Raw genomic sequence first — 18,891 nt, 5'->3', positions numbered from 1 at the left:
CGTAGGGGCGATGAGGACCGTCCTTGCCCATGCCGGACAGGCGGCGCGTCACGTGTTGCTGCCCCTCGTAGGGGCGATGAGGACCCGAGGGTAAAGTCGCTGGCCACGCCCCACCCCGGGTGCCGGTTCCGGCGGCTTTTTTCAGCGAACCTCCGGTCGTGCACCAGACCCCGGCGTGTCGCTGAAAACCAGAGTTCATCCGTCCTGTTCACAGGATGCCATTAGAGGTTGGCCTGCCGACTCCCACGGTGTGGCGGCGAGACTCGACGCCGACAGGAAGCGTGTGGATAGCCCCCATGACCCTGCCCATGGACAAGGAAGCCGCCGACGTCCGCGAGGCGATCGCGCGGTCAGACACCACACGGATCCTCCGCCCGACGCCCATACCGATCTCACTCAAAAGACGCTCACAGACCACCCCCCGCATGCGCGGGGCACCCTTGACGAACTGGGACTTTATCAGCGGTCCAGGTGATTTTCATTCACTTGCGAAAACCTGGGCAAGTGCACTCAGCCGTCCGGAAATGCACAGTATCTGCCTGGTCGCCCGTGTCCTGTCTGCTGTCCGAGGCGCCTGCTGGACCGCAGAACCGGCCGGAAGTCCTCTTCCTGTCGAACTCCACGGCCGACCACCGGCGTGGCCTTGACGATCATGGTCCTAGGGACAGAGCACCTGCCTGTTCTGCCCCTAGAACCATGGGAGACGAGGGCGGTGCCGGGGCCGTGGCCCGGTCGGGGCCGATGTGGCGCTGAACCGTCTGGTCTGCTTCGGCCGGGAGGCGCGGCAGCCTTGGCCGCCGCTGCGGCACCTGAGGGGGTGCCGGCTCTCCGCAGCGCCGCCATCCAGGAACCCGCCACCCGGCAGCGGCCGGGGACCCCACAGGCATGGGGATGCCTCTCCTCGGGCCGGGCCGTCGGGCGGGTCCCCGGCGGGGGGGGAGGCCCGGACGGGGGAGGGCTGTTGTGGGGAAGGAGGGGGCGGCTGCCCTTCCCCGGCCGGGCCGGTGCTAGCCGTCGGCGGCCAGCAGCGCGTTGAGCCGCTGCACCGCGCTGGCGCGGCGCGGTGAGGTGCGGGGCAGGGCCGTGGCCAGGGCCTCCAGCACCGCCACGTCCTCGCGGCCCAGGTCGCGGCAGGCCAGTTGCCACAGCAGGTCGCTGTCGCCGAGCTCCAGGACGCTGGTGCGCAGGGTGGCCGCGACCTCGTCGCGGACCGCGCGGATCTCCGGGGCCTCCGAGCGCGACAGCAGTTCGCCCCGGTAGGCGGCCAGCGCCGCGCGCACGTCGCCCGCGGCCAGGCGGGCGCGCACCCTCAGCAGGTCGCAGTCGGGGGCGTCGGCGAGCCGGTAGGGGCGGGTGAGCAGGACGCGGCGGCCGAGCTGGGCGCGCAGCCGGTGCACCTCGACGCGGACGGTGGCGGGGTTGCCGTTCTCGCCGTAGAGGCCCAGCGCCAACTGTTCGGCGGTGCGCCCCTCCGGGTGGAGGGCGAGCAGGGCGAGGATCTCGGCGTGGCGCAGCGACACGGGCAGGCGGCGGCCGCCCAGCCGGACGACGGGGGAGTCTGGGCCCAGCAGGTGCAGCGCCAGCGGTCCGGTCGCGTCCGGGGCGCCCCCGGTGCGGGGCCGGGGGGCGGGCGTGCTTCCGGTGGGCGTCCGGGCGGTGCTGCGGGGTGCGGTGCGCGCTGTGGGGCGGGGCAGGCGCAGCAGCCACCCCTCGGGCAGCGGCTCCAGGGTGCCGTGCACGCCGCCGCCCAGGTCGATGCGGCCGCTGCCGTGGGAGGTGTCCACCCGTTCGGGCAGCGTGACGGGGCAGTCCTCGCGGCGGTGCGTGGCGATGACCCGTCCGCTCTGGCTGAGGAGTGCTCCGGGCTGGCCGCCGAGGCGGTGCAGGTCGGGCAGGCGGTGTTCGCGCAGCCGCTGGTCGGCGACCATCATGCGCACCCGCAGTTCCTGTTCGGCGAGTTCGGCGGCGGCCGACACCAGTTGCACCATCGCCGGGTGCACGCTGTCCTGCTGGCCGCTGACGTCGATGGTGCCGAGCATGCGGCCGGTGTCGGGGTCGGTGATCGGGCAGGCCGCGCAGGTCCAGGTGTGGTAGGCGTGCACGAGGTGTTCGGCGGAGTAGATCTGCACGGGCTGGCCGGTGGCCAGGGCGGTGCCCATGGCGTTGGTGCCGATGGTGTCCTCGCGCCACTGGGTGCCCTCGGTGAGCAGCACCCGGTCGGCCGCGGTGCGCACCGGGGCGGCGCCCTCGCGCCACAGGATGCGGCCGTCGGCGTCGGTGACGATGAACAGTTGGGCGGAGGCGTCCACCGCGGAGTCGAGGATGCGGTGCAGGGTCGGCACGACGGCGGCCAGCGGGTGGGCGGAGCGGACCTCGCGCAGTTCGGCGGGGCCGTAGACGAGGGGAGGGGCGCTGCCCTCGGGGTCGACGCGGGCGCGCAGGGAGCGGTTCCAGGAGGCGGACACCACGGAACGCAGGGTGCCGCCGTTGTGTGCGCCGCCGCGCAAGTTCTCGTGGGCGCGGTGCAGCGCGTGGGGACAGGGCCGCTGCGGTGCCCGTGCGCGGCCCGGCCCGGAGGGGAGACCCGAAGAAGCGGACATGTTGTCACCGTCCGGTGGGCAGAGCGGTCGTGGCGTGCGGGTGGCCGGACACGTCCGGTGTCCGTGCTGCGGATCATGACCGCAAAACGCCTGGAGGGCAAGACCGCGCAGGTCCCCGAGGCGCCGGCCGGGGGCGGCGGTCCGCCGGGTTCTCCATGGTGACCTGGGTCACTGTGGAGGGGCGGGCGAGGGCGGTTCGGATGCAACGGGACTGCAACGCTTCCGTTCCTAGTGTGGCGCAGCACACATCAGATGCGTGTCTGGAGGAGGAAGCAGCAGTGGCCGTCTACGCGGCGCCGGGCGCGCCCGGCAGCATCGTCGAGTACCGGTCCCGGTACGACAACTTCATCGGCGGCGAGTACGTGCCTCCGGTCAAGGGGGACTACTTCGTCGACGTCACCCCCGTCACGGGGCAGCCCTTCACCGAGGTGGCCCGCAGCACCGCCGAGGACGTGGACCGGGCCGTGGCCGCCGCCGAGAAGGCCGCCCCGGCGTGGGGGCGCACCTCGCCCGCGGAGCGCGCGCTGGTCCTCAACCGCATCGCCGACCGGGTCGAGGCCAACCTGGAGCGGCTGGCGGTCGCCGAGACCTGGGAGAACGGCAAGCCGGTGCGGGAGGCCCTTGCCGCCGACCTGCCGCTGGTCGTGGACCACTTCCGCTACTTCGCGGGGGCGATCCGCGCCCAGGAGGGCCGCACCTCCCAGATCGACGACGACACCGTGGCCTACCACTTCCACGAGCCGCTGGGCGTGGTCGGGCAGATCATCCCGTGGAACTTCCCGCTGCTCATGGCGGCCTGGAAGCTGGCCCCGGCGCTGGCGGCGGGCAACGCGGTGGTGCTCAAGCCGGCCGAGCAGACGCCCGCCTCGATCCACCTGCTGGTGGAGCTGGTCGCCGACCTGCTGCCGGCGGGCGTGCTCAACGTGGTCAACGGCTTCGGCGTGGAGGCGGGCAAGCCGCTGGCGCAGCACAGCGGGATCCGCAAGGTCGCCTTCACCGGTGAGACCACCACGGGGCGGCTGATCATGCAGTACGCCAGCGAGAACCTGATCCCGGTGACGCTGGAGCTGGGCGGCAAGAGCCCCAACATCTTCTTCTCCGACGTGGCGGCCGAGCGGGACGCGTTCTACGACAAGGCGCTGGAGGGCTTCTCCCTGTTCGCGCTGAACTCCGGCGAGGTGTGCACCTGCCCGTCGCGGGCGCTCGTCCAGGCCGACATCTACGACGACTTCCTCGCCGACGCCGTGGAGCGGACCCGCAGGATCAGGACGGGCAACCCGCTGGACACCGAGACCATGATCGGTGCGCAGGCCAGCAACGACCAGTTGGAGAAGATCCTGTCCTACATCGACATCGGCAGGAAGGAGGGCGCGAAGGTGCTGCTGGGCGGGGAGCGCCTGGAGCACGAGGGGGAGCTGGCGGGCGGCTACTACGTGGCGCCGACGATCTTCGAGGGCCACAACGGGATGCGGATCTTCCAGGAGGAGATCTTCGGCCCCGTGGTCTCGGTGACCCGGTTCGCCGACTACGCCGAGGCCGTGGCGATCGCCAACGACACCCTGTACGGGCTGGGCGCGGGGGTGTGGTCGCGCAACGGCACCACCGCCTACCGGGCGGGCCGCGACATCCAGGCCGGCCGGGTATGGGTGAATCATTATCATAGTTACCCCGCCCATGCCGCCTTCGGCGGCTACAAGCAGTCGGGCATCGGCCGCGAGACCCACCACATGATGCTCCAGCACTACCAGCAGACCAAGAACCTGCTGGTCAGTTACTCGGAGAACGCGCTGGGGCTGTTCTAGCCGTGGCCGCGCAACGGGTGGGGCGCGTGGCGCTGACCGCTGCGGCGGCCGAGCTGCTGGTCCGGTTGACCCGGCGCCACGGCCCGCTGATGTTCCACCAGTCCGGCGGGTGCTGCGACGGCAGTGCGCCGATGTGCTACCCGGTGGGGGAGTTCCGGCTCGGGGCCGCCGACGTGCACCTGGGGGACCTGCGGGTCGACGGCCTGGAGCAGCCGGTCGGGGTGTGGATGTCGAGGGCGCAGTTCGCCTACTGGCGGCACACCCACCTGACCATCGACGTGGTCGAGGGGCGGGGCAGCGGCTTCTCGGTGGAGGCCCCCGAGGGGGTGCGGTTCGTCGTCCGCTCCCGGCTGCTGGACGAGGAGGAGCCGGCCGCGCTGGAGCCGTGACGGCGGGGCGCGGGTGCGGGGGAGGCCGCGCCCGCGCCCCGGGGACGCCTTCGGGCCGGGAGCGCGGGGTGCTCGGCCCGAAGGCGCGGCGGGCGGGTCTGCCGGTGCGGCGGCTAGCGGGACGCGCCGCGGTCCCGCAGCCATGCGGGGGCGGGGCCGTGCGGGGGACGGCGGCGCCGGATCAGCGGGCGGTCCTGGTCCGGTGCCGGCGCCCGCAGCGGTGGCACCGGTAGGTGGTGAAGACGACGAGGAGCTGCCCGGCGCAGTCGAAGGCCGGCAGGACGGACAGTTCGGTGTGCGGGGTGGTCCGCGCGCAGTACGGGCACTTCAGCAGGTGCACGGAATCGGCTCCTTTCCGGGGGGAACGACACCGCGGTGGTGACGGCGGCGAGGACCACGAGCGGGTCCGCTCCCAGCGCGGTGAGGACGAGGCTGGCCGCCAGTACGGGCAGGAACCAGGGAGGGGCGGGCTCGCCGCCCTCCCCGGGAGGTGTTCGGGCAGGCACGGGCACGGGATGCTCCTGGACACTCGGTGCGCGGGCCGTCCGGCTCGGAGCGTGCGGCAGAGCCGGGAGCGCTTCTCGCGAGGGCGGGGCGCGGCTCCGTTCCGAACCCCGCTCCTTTTTCGGATTTGTTCCGATAATGACCTGCTCCGGTGTCGGATATCCGTTTTCTCGACGCCGATCGGAAAACGGCGAAAAGCGGGAGGGAAAGGTTCGGAACGGGGCGGCAGCGGTAGGAAAAAGAAGACAACGGGAGACACCGCCGTCCGTCCTGAGGTCCGCATGCCCACACCGCCCGGTCCGTTCCCCCAGCCGCAGTTGGACTTCGCCGAGCAACTGCGGGTCCTGCGCCTACAGGCGGGGCAGCCCACCGAGGAGAGCCTCGCCAGGCAGATGGGGTGCGGGCGCACCACGGTCTCCGACATCCTCAACGGGCGCAGGTTCCCCAACTGGGAGCTGCTGTCGCGGCTGGTCCGGGCCTGCGGGCAGTCCCCCGGGCAGTGGCGGGGGCGCTGGGAGGAGACCTACCGCCGCCTCGACCGGATCCGCCGCAGCCGGCGCGCCGCCCCCGCGACCCGGGGCGGGGCCTCCCTGCCGGTGGTGTGGTACCGCACCAACCCGGAGTTCTACCGGGCGGCGGCCGAGCAGGTCCGCAGGGCGCGTTCCGAGATCCGCGTCACCTACATCCGCCGCCACCCGCCCACCCACTACACCTCGGCGGCCTCCGCGGAGTACTTCGCCGCCGTCCTGGACTGGGCGCGCGCCGCCGCGGACGGGGACAGCGAGAGGACCGTGCGGCGCATCATCGGCGTCCCCGAAAGCGGCGGGACCCCTGATCCGGTGATGCTCTCCTGGGTCCGCGACCACTACGAGGAGACCGCCGGCCTGCTCAACTACGAGGTGAACGTCCTGCGCTGGCCGACCGGCGCCGACGGGCAGAACATGGCGCTGATCGACGACAGCGTCGCCTTCCTGGCGTTCTCCGGGGGCGCCCACCAGAAGCTGAACGGCTTCAGCGTCGAGGACCCGACCTTCCTCGGCTACTACGCCGGCTACTTCGACCAGCTCTGGCACAGCCTCGTGCCGCTCCGGGCCTACCTCGACCAGGTCGGCGGCTGACCAGGCCCGGAGGCCGCGGCGGGGCGGCCGGCGCGGGACGCCGCACAGCCCGGTCCTGCCGCCCTGCGGCGGAGCGCTAGCGCAGGTCGAAGACGAGCCGGGCGGTGACCTTCCCGGCGAGGACCTCCGCGAAGCAGTCGTTGACCTCCTCCAGGCGGCGGGCCTCGCGGATCACCCGGGTCGCGCCGCGCTGGTGGATGCGGAAGACCTCGGCCAGGTCCTCGCGGGTGCCCACGATCGAGCCGATCACCTTCTTGCCGCCCAGCACGTGGTCGAACACCGGGATCTCCAGCCGTCCGTCCGCGGGCAGCGCCACCAGGACCAGGGAGCCGCCGCGGCGCAGCGAGTCGTAGGCGGCGCGCACGGCGGCGTTGTTGACGGCCAGGGCGATGGCGGCGTCGGCCCCGCCGAGCCGCTGCACCTGCGCGGCGACGTCGCTGGTCCGCGCGTCGACGACGTGGTCGGCGCCCAGCTCCTCGGCGAGGGCGAGCTTGGCGTCGGTGACGTCGACGGCGATCGTCTCGGCGCCGAAGACGCGCGCGTACTGCAGGGCCAGGTGGCCCAGCCCGCCGATGCCGGAGACCAGCACCCGGGTCCCCGGCCGCGCGCCGGACACCTTGACCGCCTTGTAGGTGGTCACGCCCGCGCAGGCGAGCGGGGCCGCGTCCAGCGGGTCGACGCCCTCGGGGACCCGTACCACGTACTCGCCGTGGGCGAGGGCGTACTCGCCGTAGGCGCCGTCCACGGAGTACCCGCTGTTCTTCTGCTCGGGGCAGAGGGTCTCCCACCCGCTGACGCAGTGGGCGCAGCGGCCGCACGCCTGGGCCAGCCAGGCGATGGCGACCCGGTCGCCGATCCTGAGGTGGCCGACCCGTTCGCCCTTCTGCTCCACGATCCCGATTCCCTCGTGGCCGGGGACGAAGGGCAGGGACGGCTTGACCGGCCAGTCGCCCCGCGCGGCGTGGATGTCGGTGTGGCACAGTCCCGAGGTCTCGATGCGGACCAGGACCTGCTCGGGGCCGACGGCGGGGAGGTCGCGTTCCTCGATACGCAGCGGTTCGGTGAAGCTGTGGACCACAGCGGCTTTCACGATGGCGTTCCTCGATTCCTGCCGGAGAGCGGACCGGAGGGCACGCGGCGGACGCGCGAGGGGGCGCGTCCCGAAGCGCCTGCCGTGCCTCCGGGGAGTGACGGGAGTCACGCTAGGTGCGGCGGGGTTGCACCGAGGTTGCCCGCGGCAGACAGCGGCCGGAGGCCCCGGTCCGCGCGGCGGCCCCTGCGGCCGCGGGAGGTCCGAGAGACCGGCACTACACCAACAGACGTTAAACAAGCATGATGGTTGTCATTGAATCGGGCGCGGTTCGTGCCCGATGCGGCCCGGGGCGGAGGTGTTCCCGTCCCGGGGCGGAAGGGGGCCTTGGAGCGTGCTTGGCGAGGGGAGTGCTCCGGGGCTCCCGGACGCCGGCATCCGGGCCGACGGCGCCGGGAGGAGCGTCCGGTGCTGTGTCGGCGTGCGCCGGAGGCGTTCCCGGTCGGGGCGTCCGGCCGGTGCGGAGACTTTCCTGGAGGGATCGGAAGAAGGTCGTCCGGGGCCGCGCACCGCGGCCCCGGACGACCCGGGGAGCGGGGGCGCGCGGCGGAGGCGTCGGCGGGGTGCAGGGCCCCGGTCGGATGCGGTCCCGGGGCGGTCGGCGCGGGCGGGCGGCCTGGCGGGGCCGCGGGAGCAGAAGTATTTTTACGGCCCACAACCTTCAATTGTCCTAATTTTAATAGTAGTAATGATTTGTCGTCAGTGGGCGTCTGTTCCTGACGCGACCGGCCGGGCTGATCTCACGAAAGGCGCTGTCCATGGAAACGCAGGAGACGACGCGGTTCCCTGACCCGTCCGCCCCGATCGGGGGGAGCGGCCGGGCGGCCCTGGCCGTTCAGTACGCCGACCGGCGGGCCCGCACGCCCGCCGTTGCTGTCTAGGTGACCGATGAGAGCACTGCGCTACGACGGCAAGAAGCCGTACCTGGAAGAGGTCCCCGCACCCGCGGCCGGTCCCGGTCAGGTGGTCCTGGAGGTCACCGGAGCCGGACTGTGCCGCTCCGACCTCGTGCTGATGGGCCGTCCGCCGGAGGAACTGCCCCTGCCGTTCACCCTCGGCCGCGAGGCGGTCGGCGTGGTCGTGGACGTCGGGGCCGGGGTGCGCGACGTGGCCGAGGGGGACGCGGTCGCGGTGTACGGGCCGCAGGGCTGCGGCACCTGCCGCCACTGCCGCGCCGGAGCGGAGAACCACTGCCCGCACGCCTGGGAGGAGGGCGTCCGGCAGCCCGGAGCGGGCGCGGACGGCGCCCTCGCCGACTACCTCCTCGTCGACCACCCCCGCCGCCTGGTCCCCCTGGGCGGCCTCGACCCGGTCCGCGCCGCACCGCTGACCGGGGCCGGGCTGGCCGCCTACCACGCGGTCCGCTCCGCGCTGTCCGTGCTGCCGCCCGACAGCACGGTCCTGGTGGTGGGGATCGGCGGCCTGGGCCACCTGGCGGTCCAGATCCTGCGGACCCTCAGCGCCGCGCGGATCGTCGCGGTGGACCTGGCCGCCGACAAGCTGGACCTGGCGCTGCGCTCCGGCGCCGACGTCGCCCTGCTCGGCGACGACACCGTCCCCGAGCAGGTGCGCGAGCTCACCGGCGGCGTCGGCGCCGACGCGGTCCTCGACTTCGTCGCCACCGACGCCACCCTGGGCGCGGCCGCGCGCAGCCTCCGCCCGGGAGGGGAGATCGGCGTCGTGGGCGACGGCGGCGGACGGCTGCCGGCGGCCGGGGGCCCGCTGCCCCCCGGGGCCACGGTGCGCTCCCCCCACCGGGGGACCCGCGCCGACCTGGACGACGTCCTGGCCCTCGCCCGCACCGGCCGCATCACGGCGGAGGTGGAGGAGTACCCGCTGGAGGAGGCGGCCCTGGCCTACGAGCGGCTGGAGCGCGGCGAGGTGCGCGGCCGCGCCGTGGTCGCCCCCGCCTGCGTCCTGAGGGAGTGAGCCGCAGCTTCCGTGCCCGTCTTTGGGGAGGAGGACGCGGACACGGGACTTGGCGGCAGAGCCCGGCCGGAGGCGGGGCGGAGCCGGTCCGCCTCCGGGCGCGGCGGCCGGGGCCGCGGTGCTCTCCGCCCGACGGGAGCCTCCCGGCCGGGCCTCGTGCCGCGTGCGCCCCGCAGGCGGCACGCCGCGGTGCGGGCGGGTTCAAAATTTTTGAAATCTCTTCTGACTAAGGTTAGACTTACCTTCGCTTTGGCGTATTGGCCGCTTTTGTCTGGTTTGTGGTGGTTCGTCCTTGAGGTGGGCGGCCGCCCGCGGCGAGCACCCCTCGCCCCCGGCGAAGGCGCCCCTCCCACCGCAGCGAAGGAAGAAGCGAGCATGCACGCGAAGCCCCGCACCCTCCCCCGCCGCGCCGGCGGCGCGGGCGCCGCCGCCGTCCTGGCCCTCGGCCTGGCCGCCTGCGGCGGAGCCGACACGGGCGACGACGGGAGCAGCGCCTCCTCGGCCGACGGAGCCTTCCCGGTCAGCATCGAAAGCGCCCTGGGCACCGCGGAGATCCCCGAGGCCCCCGAGCGGATCGTCACCCTGGGCCAGGGGTCGGCCGAGACCGCCATCGCCCTGGGCACCGTCCCCGTCGGCATCGAGAGCTACCCGTGGGGCAGCGACGAGACCGGCTACCTGCCGTGGATCCACGAGGCCGTCACCGAGGCGGGCGAGGAGCTGCCGGTCCAGTTCACCGGCGGCGAGGAGATCGACTTCGAGGCGATCATCGAACTGGAGCCCGACGTCATCCTCGCGCCCTGGTCCGGCATCACCCAGGAGCAGTACGACGTCCTCAGCGGCATCGCGCCCACCGTCGCCTACCCCGACCTGCCGTGGAGCACCGACTGGGACGAGCAGATCGAGATCATCGGCGAGGCGCTGGGCAGGAGCGAGGAGGCCCAAGGGCTGATCGAGGACATCGAGCGGCAGTTCGAGGAGGCCGCCGCCTCCCGCCCCGAGTACGCCGACCTCACCTTCTCCTACATCTACACTGACGGCCCCGGGACCCTCGGCGTCTTCATGCCCGACGAGCAGCGCGTGGCCATGGTGCGCGGCCTCGGCCTCCAGGTCGACCCGGTCGTGGAGACCCTGCCCGAGACCGAGGGCACCGACTCGGCGGTCATCGGCCTGGAGAACGCCGACAAGCTCAAGGACAGCGACCTCGTCTTCACCTTCTACACCGACGCCGAGACCCGCAGGGAGATCGAGGCGCAGGAGCTGTACGCGTCCATCCCGGCCATCGCCCGCGGATCGGTGGTGGTCAGCGACGACACCTCGTTCGTGACCGCCTCCTCCATCATCAACCCGCTCACCGTGCCGTGGGTCCTGGACCGCTACATCCCCCTCATCGACGAGGCGGTCGACGCCCTCGACCGCTGACCCGACCGGGCGCGCGGCCCGCGCAGCCGGAGCCGCGCGCCTGCCACCCGTTCCGCGACCCGAAGGCGATCGTGACCACGACGACGGCGCCACCCCAGGCCAGACCCCTGCGCACCGCCCTGCTGCTCGGCGGCGCGCTCCTCGCCCTCGGCACGGCAGTCCTGCTCAGCCTCGCCGTGGGCAGCAAGTCCACCCCGCCCGGGCAGGTGTGGGCGGCCCTCACCGGAACCGCCGACCCCTACACCGCCACCGTGGTGGCCAGCCGCTACCCCCGCACCGTGCTGGGCGTCGTCGCCGGAGCGGCCCTGGCCCTGTCGGGGCTGCTTATGCAGTCCGTCACCCGCAACCCGCTGGCCGACCCGGGACTGCTCGGCGTCAACGCGGGCGCGATGGCCGCCGTCGTCACCGCCACCGCCCTGCTCGGCCCCGCCTCCACCGCGGCAGCGGTCTGGTGGGCGCTGCCCGGCGCGCTGCTGGCCGGACTGGTCGCCTACGCGGTGGGCGGCCGGGAGAGCAGCGGCGCAACGGTCCGCCTGGTCCTCGCCGGAGCGGTGGTCTCCGCGGTGCTCACCGCCTACGTCCAGGCGGTCGCGCTGAGCATGCCGGAGGTCTTCGACCACTACCGCTTCTGGGTGGTGGGCTCGCTGGCGGGCCGCGGCTTCGACGTCATCGCCGCGGTCCTGCCCTTCGTCGCCGTGGGCGCCCTGCTGGCCGTGCTGCTCGCGGGCGGCCTCAACGCGCTGGCGCTGGGCGAGGAGACCGCGGCCTCGCTGGGCGCCCACCCCGCCCTCGTGCGGTCGGGCGGGCTGGCCGCCGCGACCCTGCTGGCCGCGGGGGCCACCGCGGCGGCCGGGCCGATCGCCTTCGTCGGCCTGGCCGTGCCCCACGTGGTGCGCGCCCTGGCCGGCGGCGACGTCCGCCGCCAGCTCCCGCTCGCGCTGCTGGCGGGCCCCGCCCTGCTGCTGCTCTCCGACGTCGTGGGCCGCTTCCTGCTGCGCCCCGCCGAGCTCATGGTCGGCGTGGTCACCGCGTTCGTCGGCGCCCCCTTCCTGTTCGCCGCGGTCCGCCGCATGCGGAGCGCCCCGTGAGGCGCCCCCCGCAGCCGGTGCTGCGCGTGGGCTCCGCGGTGGCGCTGCCGCTGCACCCGCGCTCCCTGCTGTGGGCGCTCCTGCTCGCCGCCGCCCTGCTGGCCACCGCCGTGGCCACCCTCGGCCTGGGCCGCCTCGGCATTCCCCCCGGCGCCCTGGCGGACGCGCTCACCGGGGACGCCACCCCCGCCCAGGAGTTCGTCCTGCACCGGCTGCGCGGCCCGCGCCTGGCCACGGCGGTGGGCACCGGCGCGGCCCTGGGCCTGGCGGGAGCCCTGTTCCAGTCCGTCACCCGCAACCCGCTGGGCAGCCCCGACGTGATCGGACTGAACTGGGGGGCCAGCGCCGGAGCCGCGCTCGTCGCCCTGGCCCTGCCCGGCGCCGTCCCCGTCCCGCTGGGCGCCCTGGCGGGCGCGGTGGGCGCGGTGCTCCTCGTCACGACGGTGACCGGCACCGGACTGCGCCACCCCGGCCGACTCGTCGTCGCGGGCATCGGGGTGGCGGCGATGGCCGCGTCCTTCACCCAGTTCGTGGTCTCCGCGCTGGCCCGCGACCAGGCCAGCGTGCTCGCCGCCTACGTCAACGGCACCCTCTCGGCCCGCTCCTGGGAGCACGCCCTGACGATCTGGCTGGTGGTGGCCCTGGCCTCGCCGCTGCTCGCCGCGCTGGCCCGGCCGGTCGCGCTCAACGAGATGGGCGACGAGCTCGCCGACGGCCTCGGCGCCCGCGCCGCCTCCACCCGCACCGCCGCGATCGCGGTGTCGGTGGTGCTGTCGGCGGCGGCGGTCAGCGTCGCCGGGCCGATCGCGTTCGTGTCGCTGACCGCACCGCAGATCGCGCGGCGCCTCACCCGCGCCTGCGGGCCCAACCTGGCCGTGTCGGCCCTGACCGGTGCGCTGGTCCTGGCCGTGGCCGACCTCGCCGTGCAGCACCTGCCGTTGGCCGACGGGCTGCCGGTGGGGATCGCCACCCTGGCGGTGGGCGGCGTCTACCTGGGATTCCTGCTGGTACGCGAGTGGCGCAGAGGAGTGCTGTGAACCGGACCGCAACCGACGACACCCCGTCCCCGGCGCGGCAGGCGCACCGGCCGGCCGCGCGGGGGCTGCGCGCCGAGCGCCTCACCCTCGGCTACGGCGCCCGCACGGTGGTGCGCGACCTGGACCTGGACATCGCCGAGGGCGAGTTCGTGGCCGTCGTCGGCCCGAACGGCTGCGGCAAGTCCACCCTGCTCAAGGCCCTGGCCCGGGTGCTGCGCCCGACGGCGGGGCGGGTCCTGCTGCACGGCCGCGACATCCGGGCGCAGCGCTCCAGGGAGGTGGCCCGCCAACTGGCGCTGCTGCCGCAGAACCCGGCCGTCCCCGAGGGCATCACGGTGCGCTCCCTGGCCGCGCGGGGCCGCTACCCCCACCACACGCTGCTGCGGCAGTGGAGCCCCGACGACGAGGAGGCGATCGGCGAGGCGCTGGAGCTGACCGGACTGGCCGACTGCGCCGACACCCCCGTCGAGGAGCTGTCCGGCGGCCAGCGGCAGCGGGCGTGGGCGGCCATGGTCCTCGCCCAGCGCACCGGGATCGTGCTGCTGGACGAACCCACCACCTTCCTCGACATCGCCCACCAGTACGACCTGCTGGAGCTCTTCGCCGACCTGCACCGGCGGGGGCGCACGGTCGTCGCGGTGCTGCACGACCTCGCCCAGGCCGCCCGCTTCGCGACCAGACTGGTCGTGCTGGACGCGGGCCGCGTGGCCGCCGACGGCCCGCCCGGCGAGGTGCTCACCGCCGACCTGGTGCACCGCGTGTTCGGACTGGCCTGCGACGTGGTCGCGGACCCCCGTACCGGGACCCCGCTGGTCGTCCCGCACGGGCGGCCGCGCTGACCTCAGCCCCGCGCGGCCGCGTCGCGCCGCTCCTTGTACTCCTCCCAGCGGGCCAGCAGGGTGTTGTGGTAGCCGTCCAGCCAGACCATGTAGTCGCGCATGTTCGTCAGCCGGCGCCGGCTCGCCTCGCCCAGGCCGTCGCCCAGCCGGTCCAGCGCGGCCTGCGCGAGGTCGCGCTGCCGGCGCAGGTAGTGGCGCTCGTTGCGGAGGAAGTTGCCCCACACGTCGTCGCCCATGGAGACCAGGCGGTGGCGCCGCCCGGGGACCTGCACCAGCCGGACGAAGCCCAGCTCCTCCAGGCGGCGCACCGCAGTCGACACCGAGCCGCGGCTGACCTGGGCGCCGTCGGCGATCTGCGCGGCGCTCACCCCGTCGCCGTCGCACAGCAGCAGGTAGCCGACGATGCGGCCCTCGCTCTTGGGACGGCCCTGTGACTGCCAGTACTCGGCGAACCTGCGGATGAAGTCGGACCGGAACCCGTCCCCGCTGATGTCCGACATGCCGTCCAGAATAGAGCACACCGGCCCCGCGGGCAGCGGGGCCGAGGCGGCCCGGTCCGGTCAGATCTGGCCGTGGCGCGGGGGCCGCCGGCCGTTGAGCGAGTAGCGGCCGATGTGCTGGATCTTCCAGCGGACCGGGTCGTGCAGGGTGTGGGTGCGCGCGTCGCGCCAGTACCGGTGCAGGTTGAGCCCGTCGGCGGCCGAACGGGTGCCCGCCACCTCGAACAGGGCGTTGGAGACCGCGACGGCGGCCCGGCCGCCCGCCGCCTTGGCCGCCGCGACCGCGATGGACGCCTCGGCCGTGGTGTCGTCGGTGGGGTCGGCGTTGGCGGCGTCGACCGCCGCGGCGGCCCGCTGCACCAGCGCCTCCGCCGCGCGGACCTGTAGCTCCAGCTCGCCGAACTGCTGGATCACCAGCGGGTCCTCCGAGGCCGTGTCGCTGCCGCTCTCGAACCAGGCCCGGCTCCTGGTGCGCACGAACTCCGCGGCCCGCTCCAGCGCGCCGCGGGCCAGGCCCACGTCGATCGAGGCGTGCCCCAGTTGCGCGAACGCGCCGTAGGTGGTGGGCCCGGTGAACGTGAGGTAGTGCGGGACCACCCGTTCGGCCGGGACCTCCACGCCGGTGAGGCGCACGGTGCCGCTGCCCGTGGTGCGCTGCCCCATCCCGTCCCAGTCGTCGACCACCTCCACGCCGGGGGCGTCGCGGGGGACGAAGACGACGTAGGGCTGCGGCTCGCCGAAGCCGGGGACCTCCACCTTGGCCGTCACCGCCAGCCACTGCGCGAACAGCGACCCGGTCGCGTAGTACTTGACCCCGGTGATCCGGTAGCGGCCGTCGCCGGCCGGCTCCAGGCGGGTCCGCTGCTCGTGGGAGTTGCGGCCGGTGCGCTCGGCCTGGGCGTTGCCGACCAGCGCGCCCGCCAGGACGTCGGCGAACACCCGGTTGCGGACCTCCTCGCCGCCGCTGCGGCGCAGCGAGTCCAGGAACGCGAAGTGGGGCTGGAGGATCTGCGCCAGGCTGAGGTCGACCGTGCCCACCAGCCGCAGCGCCTCGGCCACGGTCGCCGCGGCCGCGCCGGCGCCGCCGTGGGAGCGGGGCACGGTGATGCCCAGCAGGCCGCTCGCCCTGATCTGGGCGACCTGCTCCCAGGGCAGTTCCCGTTCGGCGTCGCGCCGGTCGGCCCCGACCGCCAGGCGCGGCACGAGGTCCCGGGCGATCCGCACGGCCTCGTCGTCGTCGGAGACGACGTGGGCGGTCACAGTGTCGGTCATGGGGGAGCTCTCCTTCCGCCGCGGCCCGCGTCGGACCGGGCCGGTGTCGGTTGCGGGGGGAGGGCGCCCGGCCCGCGCGGGCCGGGCGCCGGGGGTCCGGTGCACCGGTCCCGGAAGGGGTCAGGTGTACCAGGTGGGCTCGGGGATCTCGTCGAGCAGGACGTAGCGCCCCACCTCGCGCCGCTTGTAGGCCACCGGGTCGTGCAGGCTGTGCGTGCGCAGGTTGCGCCAGAACCGGTCCAGGCCGACCGAGGACGCGGTGGCGCGGGCGCCGGTGACCTCGAAGATGCGGGAGGAGACCTCCAGGCCGGTGTCGATCGCGCGCTGCTTGGCCGCGGCGACGAGGACGGCGATCTCGCCGCGCTGTCGGGCGGTGACGGCCTCGCGGTCGCCGTGCAGGATCGCCGAGATCCGCTCGCCGGCCCGGTCGACCAGGGCCTCGACGGCCCACAGCTTCGACTGCAGGTCGCCGTAGGCCTCCAGGATGTACCACTCGTCGACGGCGGAGTCCTTGTTGTCCCCGCCGTAGGGCCACGGCCGCGTCGTGGAGCGGGTGTAGGCGGCCGCGGTCTCCAGCGCCCCCTGGGCGATGCCCAGGTAGAGGTTGGTGAACACGAGCTGGATGGTCGGCAGGTTCAGGGTGTTGTAGACGAGCGGGCGGAACTCGCGGTTGACGTAGCCCGCCGCGTCGTCCCAGGACACGCGCACGTTCTCGATCCGGACGCTGCCGGACTCGGTGAGGCGCTGGCCGATGTTGTCCCAGTCGTCGCCGTAGACGATGCCGTCCTGGGCGGAGGGGACGATGGCGAAGATGTGCTTGTCCGTCCCCTCCAGCACGCCCTCCAGCACGGTGAGGTCGGAGACCTTGCTGCCGGTGGAGAAGGTCTTGCGCCCGTTGAAGACGAGCTCGTCGCCGTCGGAGGTGATGACCAGGTCCTTGTCGCGGGGGTTGACCGCGCCGCCGAAGAAGTACCGGTTGGCGGTGTAGAGCTCCTCGACCGCGGCGATCTGCTCGGGGGTGCCGAGGAAGCGCACCGCCCACGCCCACAGGTAGTGGTAGCCCAGAAGCTGGCCGATCGACCCGTCGGCCTTGGAGATCTCCCGCTCGACGCGGTAGGCGGTCTCCCAGGTCTGCCCGCCGCCCCCGTGCTCGACCGGCCCCAGCAGGGTGACCAGTCCGGAGTCCTTGAGCAGTTGCACCTCGGAGTAGGGGGTCTTGCCGGCGCGGTCGCGTTCCACGGCGTCGACGGCGAGGATCGCGCTGACCTCGGCGGCGCGCTCCAGCCACTCCTCGGCGGTGGTCGGGGTCGGTCGGTCGCTCCAGGCGGTCTTCTGGTCGGTTGTCGGCCGGTCGGTCTGTTCCGTGCTCATCGTGCCTCCGTTGGTCGACGGGACGGGTACGGGTGGGACGGGCCCCGGCCGGGGATGGCCGGGGACGATCGGTCAGGCCCGTGCGGCCCGCACGGCCTCTTCGGTGGGAGCGCCCTCGGCCAGGCGCTCGTCGACCTTCTTCTCCAGCTCGCGGATGATCGGCAGCACCTGGGAGCCGAAGTTCGCCACGTCCTCCTGGTAGTGGAGGAAGCCGAGGAGGAGCAGGTCGGCGCCGCGCGCCTTGTACTCCACGGCCCGGCGCGCGATCTGCTCGGGGGTGCCGATCAGGCGGGTGCGGAAGCCGTCGTTGTACTGCACGAGGTCGTCGAACTCGGAGTCGGCCCACATGCCCTTGCCGTCGGCGGTGGACTTGCCGGCCTGGCGGACCGCGTCGCGGAAGCCCTCCACCGCGCGCCGGTCGGCCTTGTCGATGATCTCGCGCAGCACCTCGCGGGCCTCGGCCTCGGTGTCGCGGGAGATGACGAATCCGTTGAGGCCGAAGCGCACCGTGCGCCCGGCCCGGGCGGCGTGCGCGCTGACCTCCTCGACCTGCTCGGTGAAGCCGTCGAAGTCCTTGCCGTTGGAGAAGTACCAGTCGGCGTTGCGGCCCGCGACGCCGCGGGCGGCGGTGGAGTTGCCGCCGAAGAAGACCTCGGGCAGGCCCCGGCCGGGCACGTCCAGCGGCTTGGGCTTGAGGTCGTAGCCGTGCAGCCGGTAGAAGTCGCCGACGTAGTCGCGGGGGGTGCCCTCCCAGGCGGCGCGGATGTAGCGGATGAACTCCTCGGTGCGCCGGTAGCGCTCGTCGTGCTCCAGCCACGGCTCGCCCAGCGCGGTGAACTCGCTCTTGAGCCAGCCGCTGACCACGTTGATGGCGATCCGGCCGTGGGTGAGGTGGTCGGCGGTGGCCACCCACTTGGCCAGCACGCCCGGGTGCCACAGGCCGGGGTGCACCGCCGCGATGACCCGCAGCCGCTCGGTGGCCAGGGCGAGGGCCAGGCTGAAGCTGGTCGACTCGTGCTGGTGGTCCGCGCCGTAGCTGGCGATGTAGCGCACCTGGGTGAGCGCGTACTCGAAGCCGTTGTTCTCGGCGAGGACCGCCAGCTCGCGGTTGTAGTCGTAGCCCCAGTGGGTGCGCTGCTCGATGGTGCTGGTGACCAGGCCGCCGCTGACGTTGGGGACCCAGTAGGCGAACTTCAGGGGTTCGGGGACGGGTGACTGGTCGGACACGGTGGTGCTGTTCCTTTCGGGGGTCGGGGCGGCCGCGGGGCCGCACCACCAGATATACCAACTTTCCCTACTGAAAAAGTAGGTTTTTGGGAGAAGGCCGGGCCCGGGCAAGGACGTGGCCGGTCGTGGCCGAAGAGGGCTCAGCGCGGCGTCACAGCGCCGCGAACCCGCCGAAGGAGCCGCGGTGGTAGAGGAGCGGGGGCCGGGAGGCGTCGTGGACCGCGCTGTGCACCACGCGGCCCACCACCAGCCAGTGGTCGCCGATGAGCTGGGTGTCGTACCTGCGGCACACCAGCCGCGCGGCCACCCCCTCCAGGGCGGGCGTCCCGTCCAGGCCGTAGGACCAGCGGGTCGGCGGCGCGAAGCGGTCCACGCCCTTGGCCGCGAAGCGCGCCGCCAGGTCGGCCTGGTCCTCGCCCAGCAGGTGCACGCTGAAGGAGTCCGCCCGGCTCAGGTGCGTCCACGTCGACGAGGTGGTGGCGATGTAGAAGGAGACCAGCGGCGGGTTGAGGCTGACGCTGGTGAAGGACGTGGCGGTCAGCCCCACCGGCCGGCCCGCGACGTCGGCCGTGACGATGACGACCCCGGCGGGGTGCTGGCGCAGGAGCTGGCGGAACTGCTCGGCGCTGACCTCGTCGCGGGGCTGCGCGGGGCGCAGGGCGGTGTCGGGGTTGCCCATCGGGACCTCCTCGGTGTGCGGTCTGGT

General features: G+C 73.7%; 16 protein-coding genes. 8 read left to right on the top strand and 8 right to left on the bottom strand.

What is annotated here, in order from left to right:
* Positions 1-1,007 precede the first annotated feature (1,007 nt).
* Positions 1,008-2,468 (bottom strand): GAF domain-containing protein, encoded by a 1,461-nt coding sequence (locus AC529_RS09970; protein WP_198156367.1) that lies wholly within the window; start codon positions 2,466-2,468, stop codon positions 1,008-1,010.
* Positions 2,469-2,878: 410 nt separating this feature from the next.
* Here AC529_RS09970 and exaC point away from each other — a divergent pair, with 410 nt between their 5' ends.
* Together exaC and AC529_RS09960 are read left to right on the top strand one after the other, a co-directional pair.
* Positions 2,879-4,402 (top strand): acetaldehyde dehydrogenase ExaC, encoded by a 1,524-nt coding sequence (gene exaC, locus AC529_RS09965; RefSeq protein ID WP_068755832.1) that lies wholly within the window; start codon positions 2,879-2,881, stop codon positions 4,400-4,402.
* A 26-nt stretch (positions 4,403-4,428) separates the two neighbouring features.
* On the top strand, positions 4,429-4,791 hold the full coding sequence (locus AC529_RS09960; protein ID WP_198156365.1) for a DUF779 domain-containing protein: 363 nt from the start codon (positions 4,429-4,431) through the stop codon (positions 4,789-4,791).
* 181 nt (positions 4,792-4,972) lie between these two features.
* Here AC529_RS09960 and AC529_RS20100 read toward each other — a convergent pair whose 3' ends face one another.
* Positions 4,973-5,131: a hypothetical protein gene (locus AC529_RS20100; RefSeq protein ID WP_157080149.1), complete on the bottom strand. Its 159-nt coding sequence runs from the start codon at positions 5,129-5,131 to the stop codon at positions 4,973-4,975.
* 445 nt (positions 5,132-5,576) lie between these two features.
* Here AC529_RS20100 and AC529_RS09955 point away from each other — a divergent pair, with 445 nt between their 5' ends.
* The gene (locus tag AC529_RS09955; RefSeq protein WP_068755826.1) at positions 5,577-6,413 is read left to right on the top strand and encodes a helix-turn-helix domain-containing protein; all 837 of its coding nucleotides are present in this window, start codon (positions 5,577-5,579) and stop codon (positions 6,411-6,413) included.
* A 76-nt stretch (positions 6,414-6,489) separates the two neighbouring features.
* Here the strand turns inward: AC529_RS09955 and adhP are convergent, their stop codons facing one another.
* The gene (gene adhP / locus AC529_RS09950; RefSeq protein ID WP_068755824.1) at positions 6,490-7,503 is read right to left on the bottom strand and encodes an alcohol dehydrogenase AdhP; all 1,014 of its coding nucleotides are present in this window, start codon (positions 7,501-7,503) and stop codon (positions 6,490-6,492) included.
* 888 nt (positions 7,504-8,391) lie between these two features.
* Between adhP and AC529_RS09945 the strand changes: the two genes are divergently transcribed.
* From AC529_RS09945 to AC529_RS09925, 5 genes are all read left to right on the top strand, one after another.
* On the top strand, positions 8,392-9,432 hold the full coding sequence (locus tag AC529_RS09945; protein ID WP_068755822.1) for an NAD(P)-dependent alcohol dehydrogenase: 1,041 nt from the start codon (positions 8,392-8,394) through the stop codon (positions 9,430-9,432).
* Between the two features lie 375 nt (positions 9,433-9,807).
* Positions 9,808-10,851, top strand: a complete 1,044-nt coding sequence (locus tag AC529_RS09940) for an iron-siderophore ABC transporter substrate-binding protein (RefSeq protein ID WP_068755820.1) — start codon at positions 9,808-9,810, stop codon at positions 10,849-10,851.
* Between the two features lie 71 nt (positions 10,852-10,922).
* Positions 10,923-11,939, top strand: coding sequence for a FecCD family ABC transporter permease (locus AC529_RS09935; protein ID WP_068755818.1), 1,017 nt, complete (start codon positions 10,923-10,925; stop codon positions 11,937-11,939).
* Positions 11,936-12,976, top strand: a complete 1,041-nt coding sequence (locus AC529_RS09930) for a FecCD family ABC transporter permease (protein ID WP_068755816.1) — start codon at positions 11,936-11,938, stop codon at positions 12,974-12,976. Before AC529_RS09935 ends, AC529_RS09930 begins: the two co-directional genes overlap by 4 nt.
* Before the next feature lie 65 nt (positions 12,977-13,041).
* On the top strand, positions 13,042-13,815 hold the full coding sequence (locus tag AC529_RS09925; RefSeq protein ID WP_232306677.1) for an ABC transporter ATP-binding protein: 774 nt from the start codon (positions 13,042-13,044) through the stop codon (positions 13,813-13,815).
* A 2-nt stretch (positions 13,816-13,817) separates the two neighbouring features.
* Here the strand turns inward: AC529_RS09925 and AC529_RS09920 are convergent, their stop codons facing one another.
* From AC529_RS09920 to AC529_RS09900, 5 genes are all read right to left on the bottom strand, one after another.
* Positions 13,818-14,315 carry a GbsR/MarR family transcriptional regulator gene (locus AC529_RS09920; protein ID WP_068755810.1) on the bottom strand — a complete coding sequence of 166 codons (498 nt, stop codon included), beginning with the start codon at positions 14,313-14,315 and terminating at the stop codon, positions 13,818-13,820.
* Positions 14,316-14,375: 60 nt separating this feature from the next.
* Positions 14,376-15,587 carry an SfnB family sulfur acquisition oxidoreductase gene (locus tag AC529_RS09915; RefSeq protein WP_068755808.1) on the bottom strand — a complete coding sequence of 404 codons (1,212 nt, stop codon included), beginning with the start codon at positions 15,585-15,587 and terminating at the stop codon, positions 14,376-14,378.
* Positions 15,588-15,707: 120 nt separating this feature from the next.
* The gene (locus AC529_RS09910; protein ID WP_068755806.1) at positions 15,708-16,958 is read right to left on the bottom strand and encodes an acyl-CoA dehydrogenase family protein; all 1,251 of its coding nucleotides are present in this window, start codon (positions 16,956-16,958) and stop codon (positions 15,708-15,710) included.
* A gap of 72 nt (positions 16,959-17,030) precedes the next feature.
* A complete protein-coding gene (sfnG, locus tag AC529_RS09905) occupies positions 17,031-18,185 on the bottom strand; it encodes a dimethylsulfone monooxygenase SfnG (protein WP_068755805.1) in 1,155 nt (384 codons plus the stop codon).
* Between the two features lie 151 nt (positions 18,186-18,336).
* Positions 18,337-18,864, bottom strand: a complete 528-nt coding sequence (locus AC529_RS09900) for a flavin reductase family protein (protein WP_068755804.1) — start codon at positions 18,862-18,864, stop codon at positions 18,337-18,339.
* Between the last annotated feature and the right edge of the window lie 27 nt (positions 18,865-18,891).

Origin of the sequence: Thermobifida cellulosilytica TB100 (assembly GCF_001517975.1) — a bacterium.
In the GTDB taxonomy this organism is placed as follows: Bacteria; Actinomycetota; Actinomycetes; order Streptosporangiales; family Streptosporangiaceae; genus Thermobifida; species Thermobifida cellulosilytica.
This window is presented reverse-complemented; position numbering and strand designations above follow the sequence as displayed.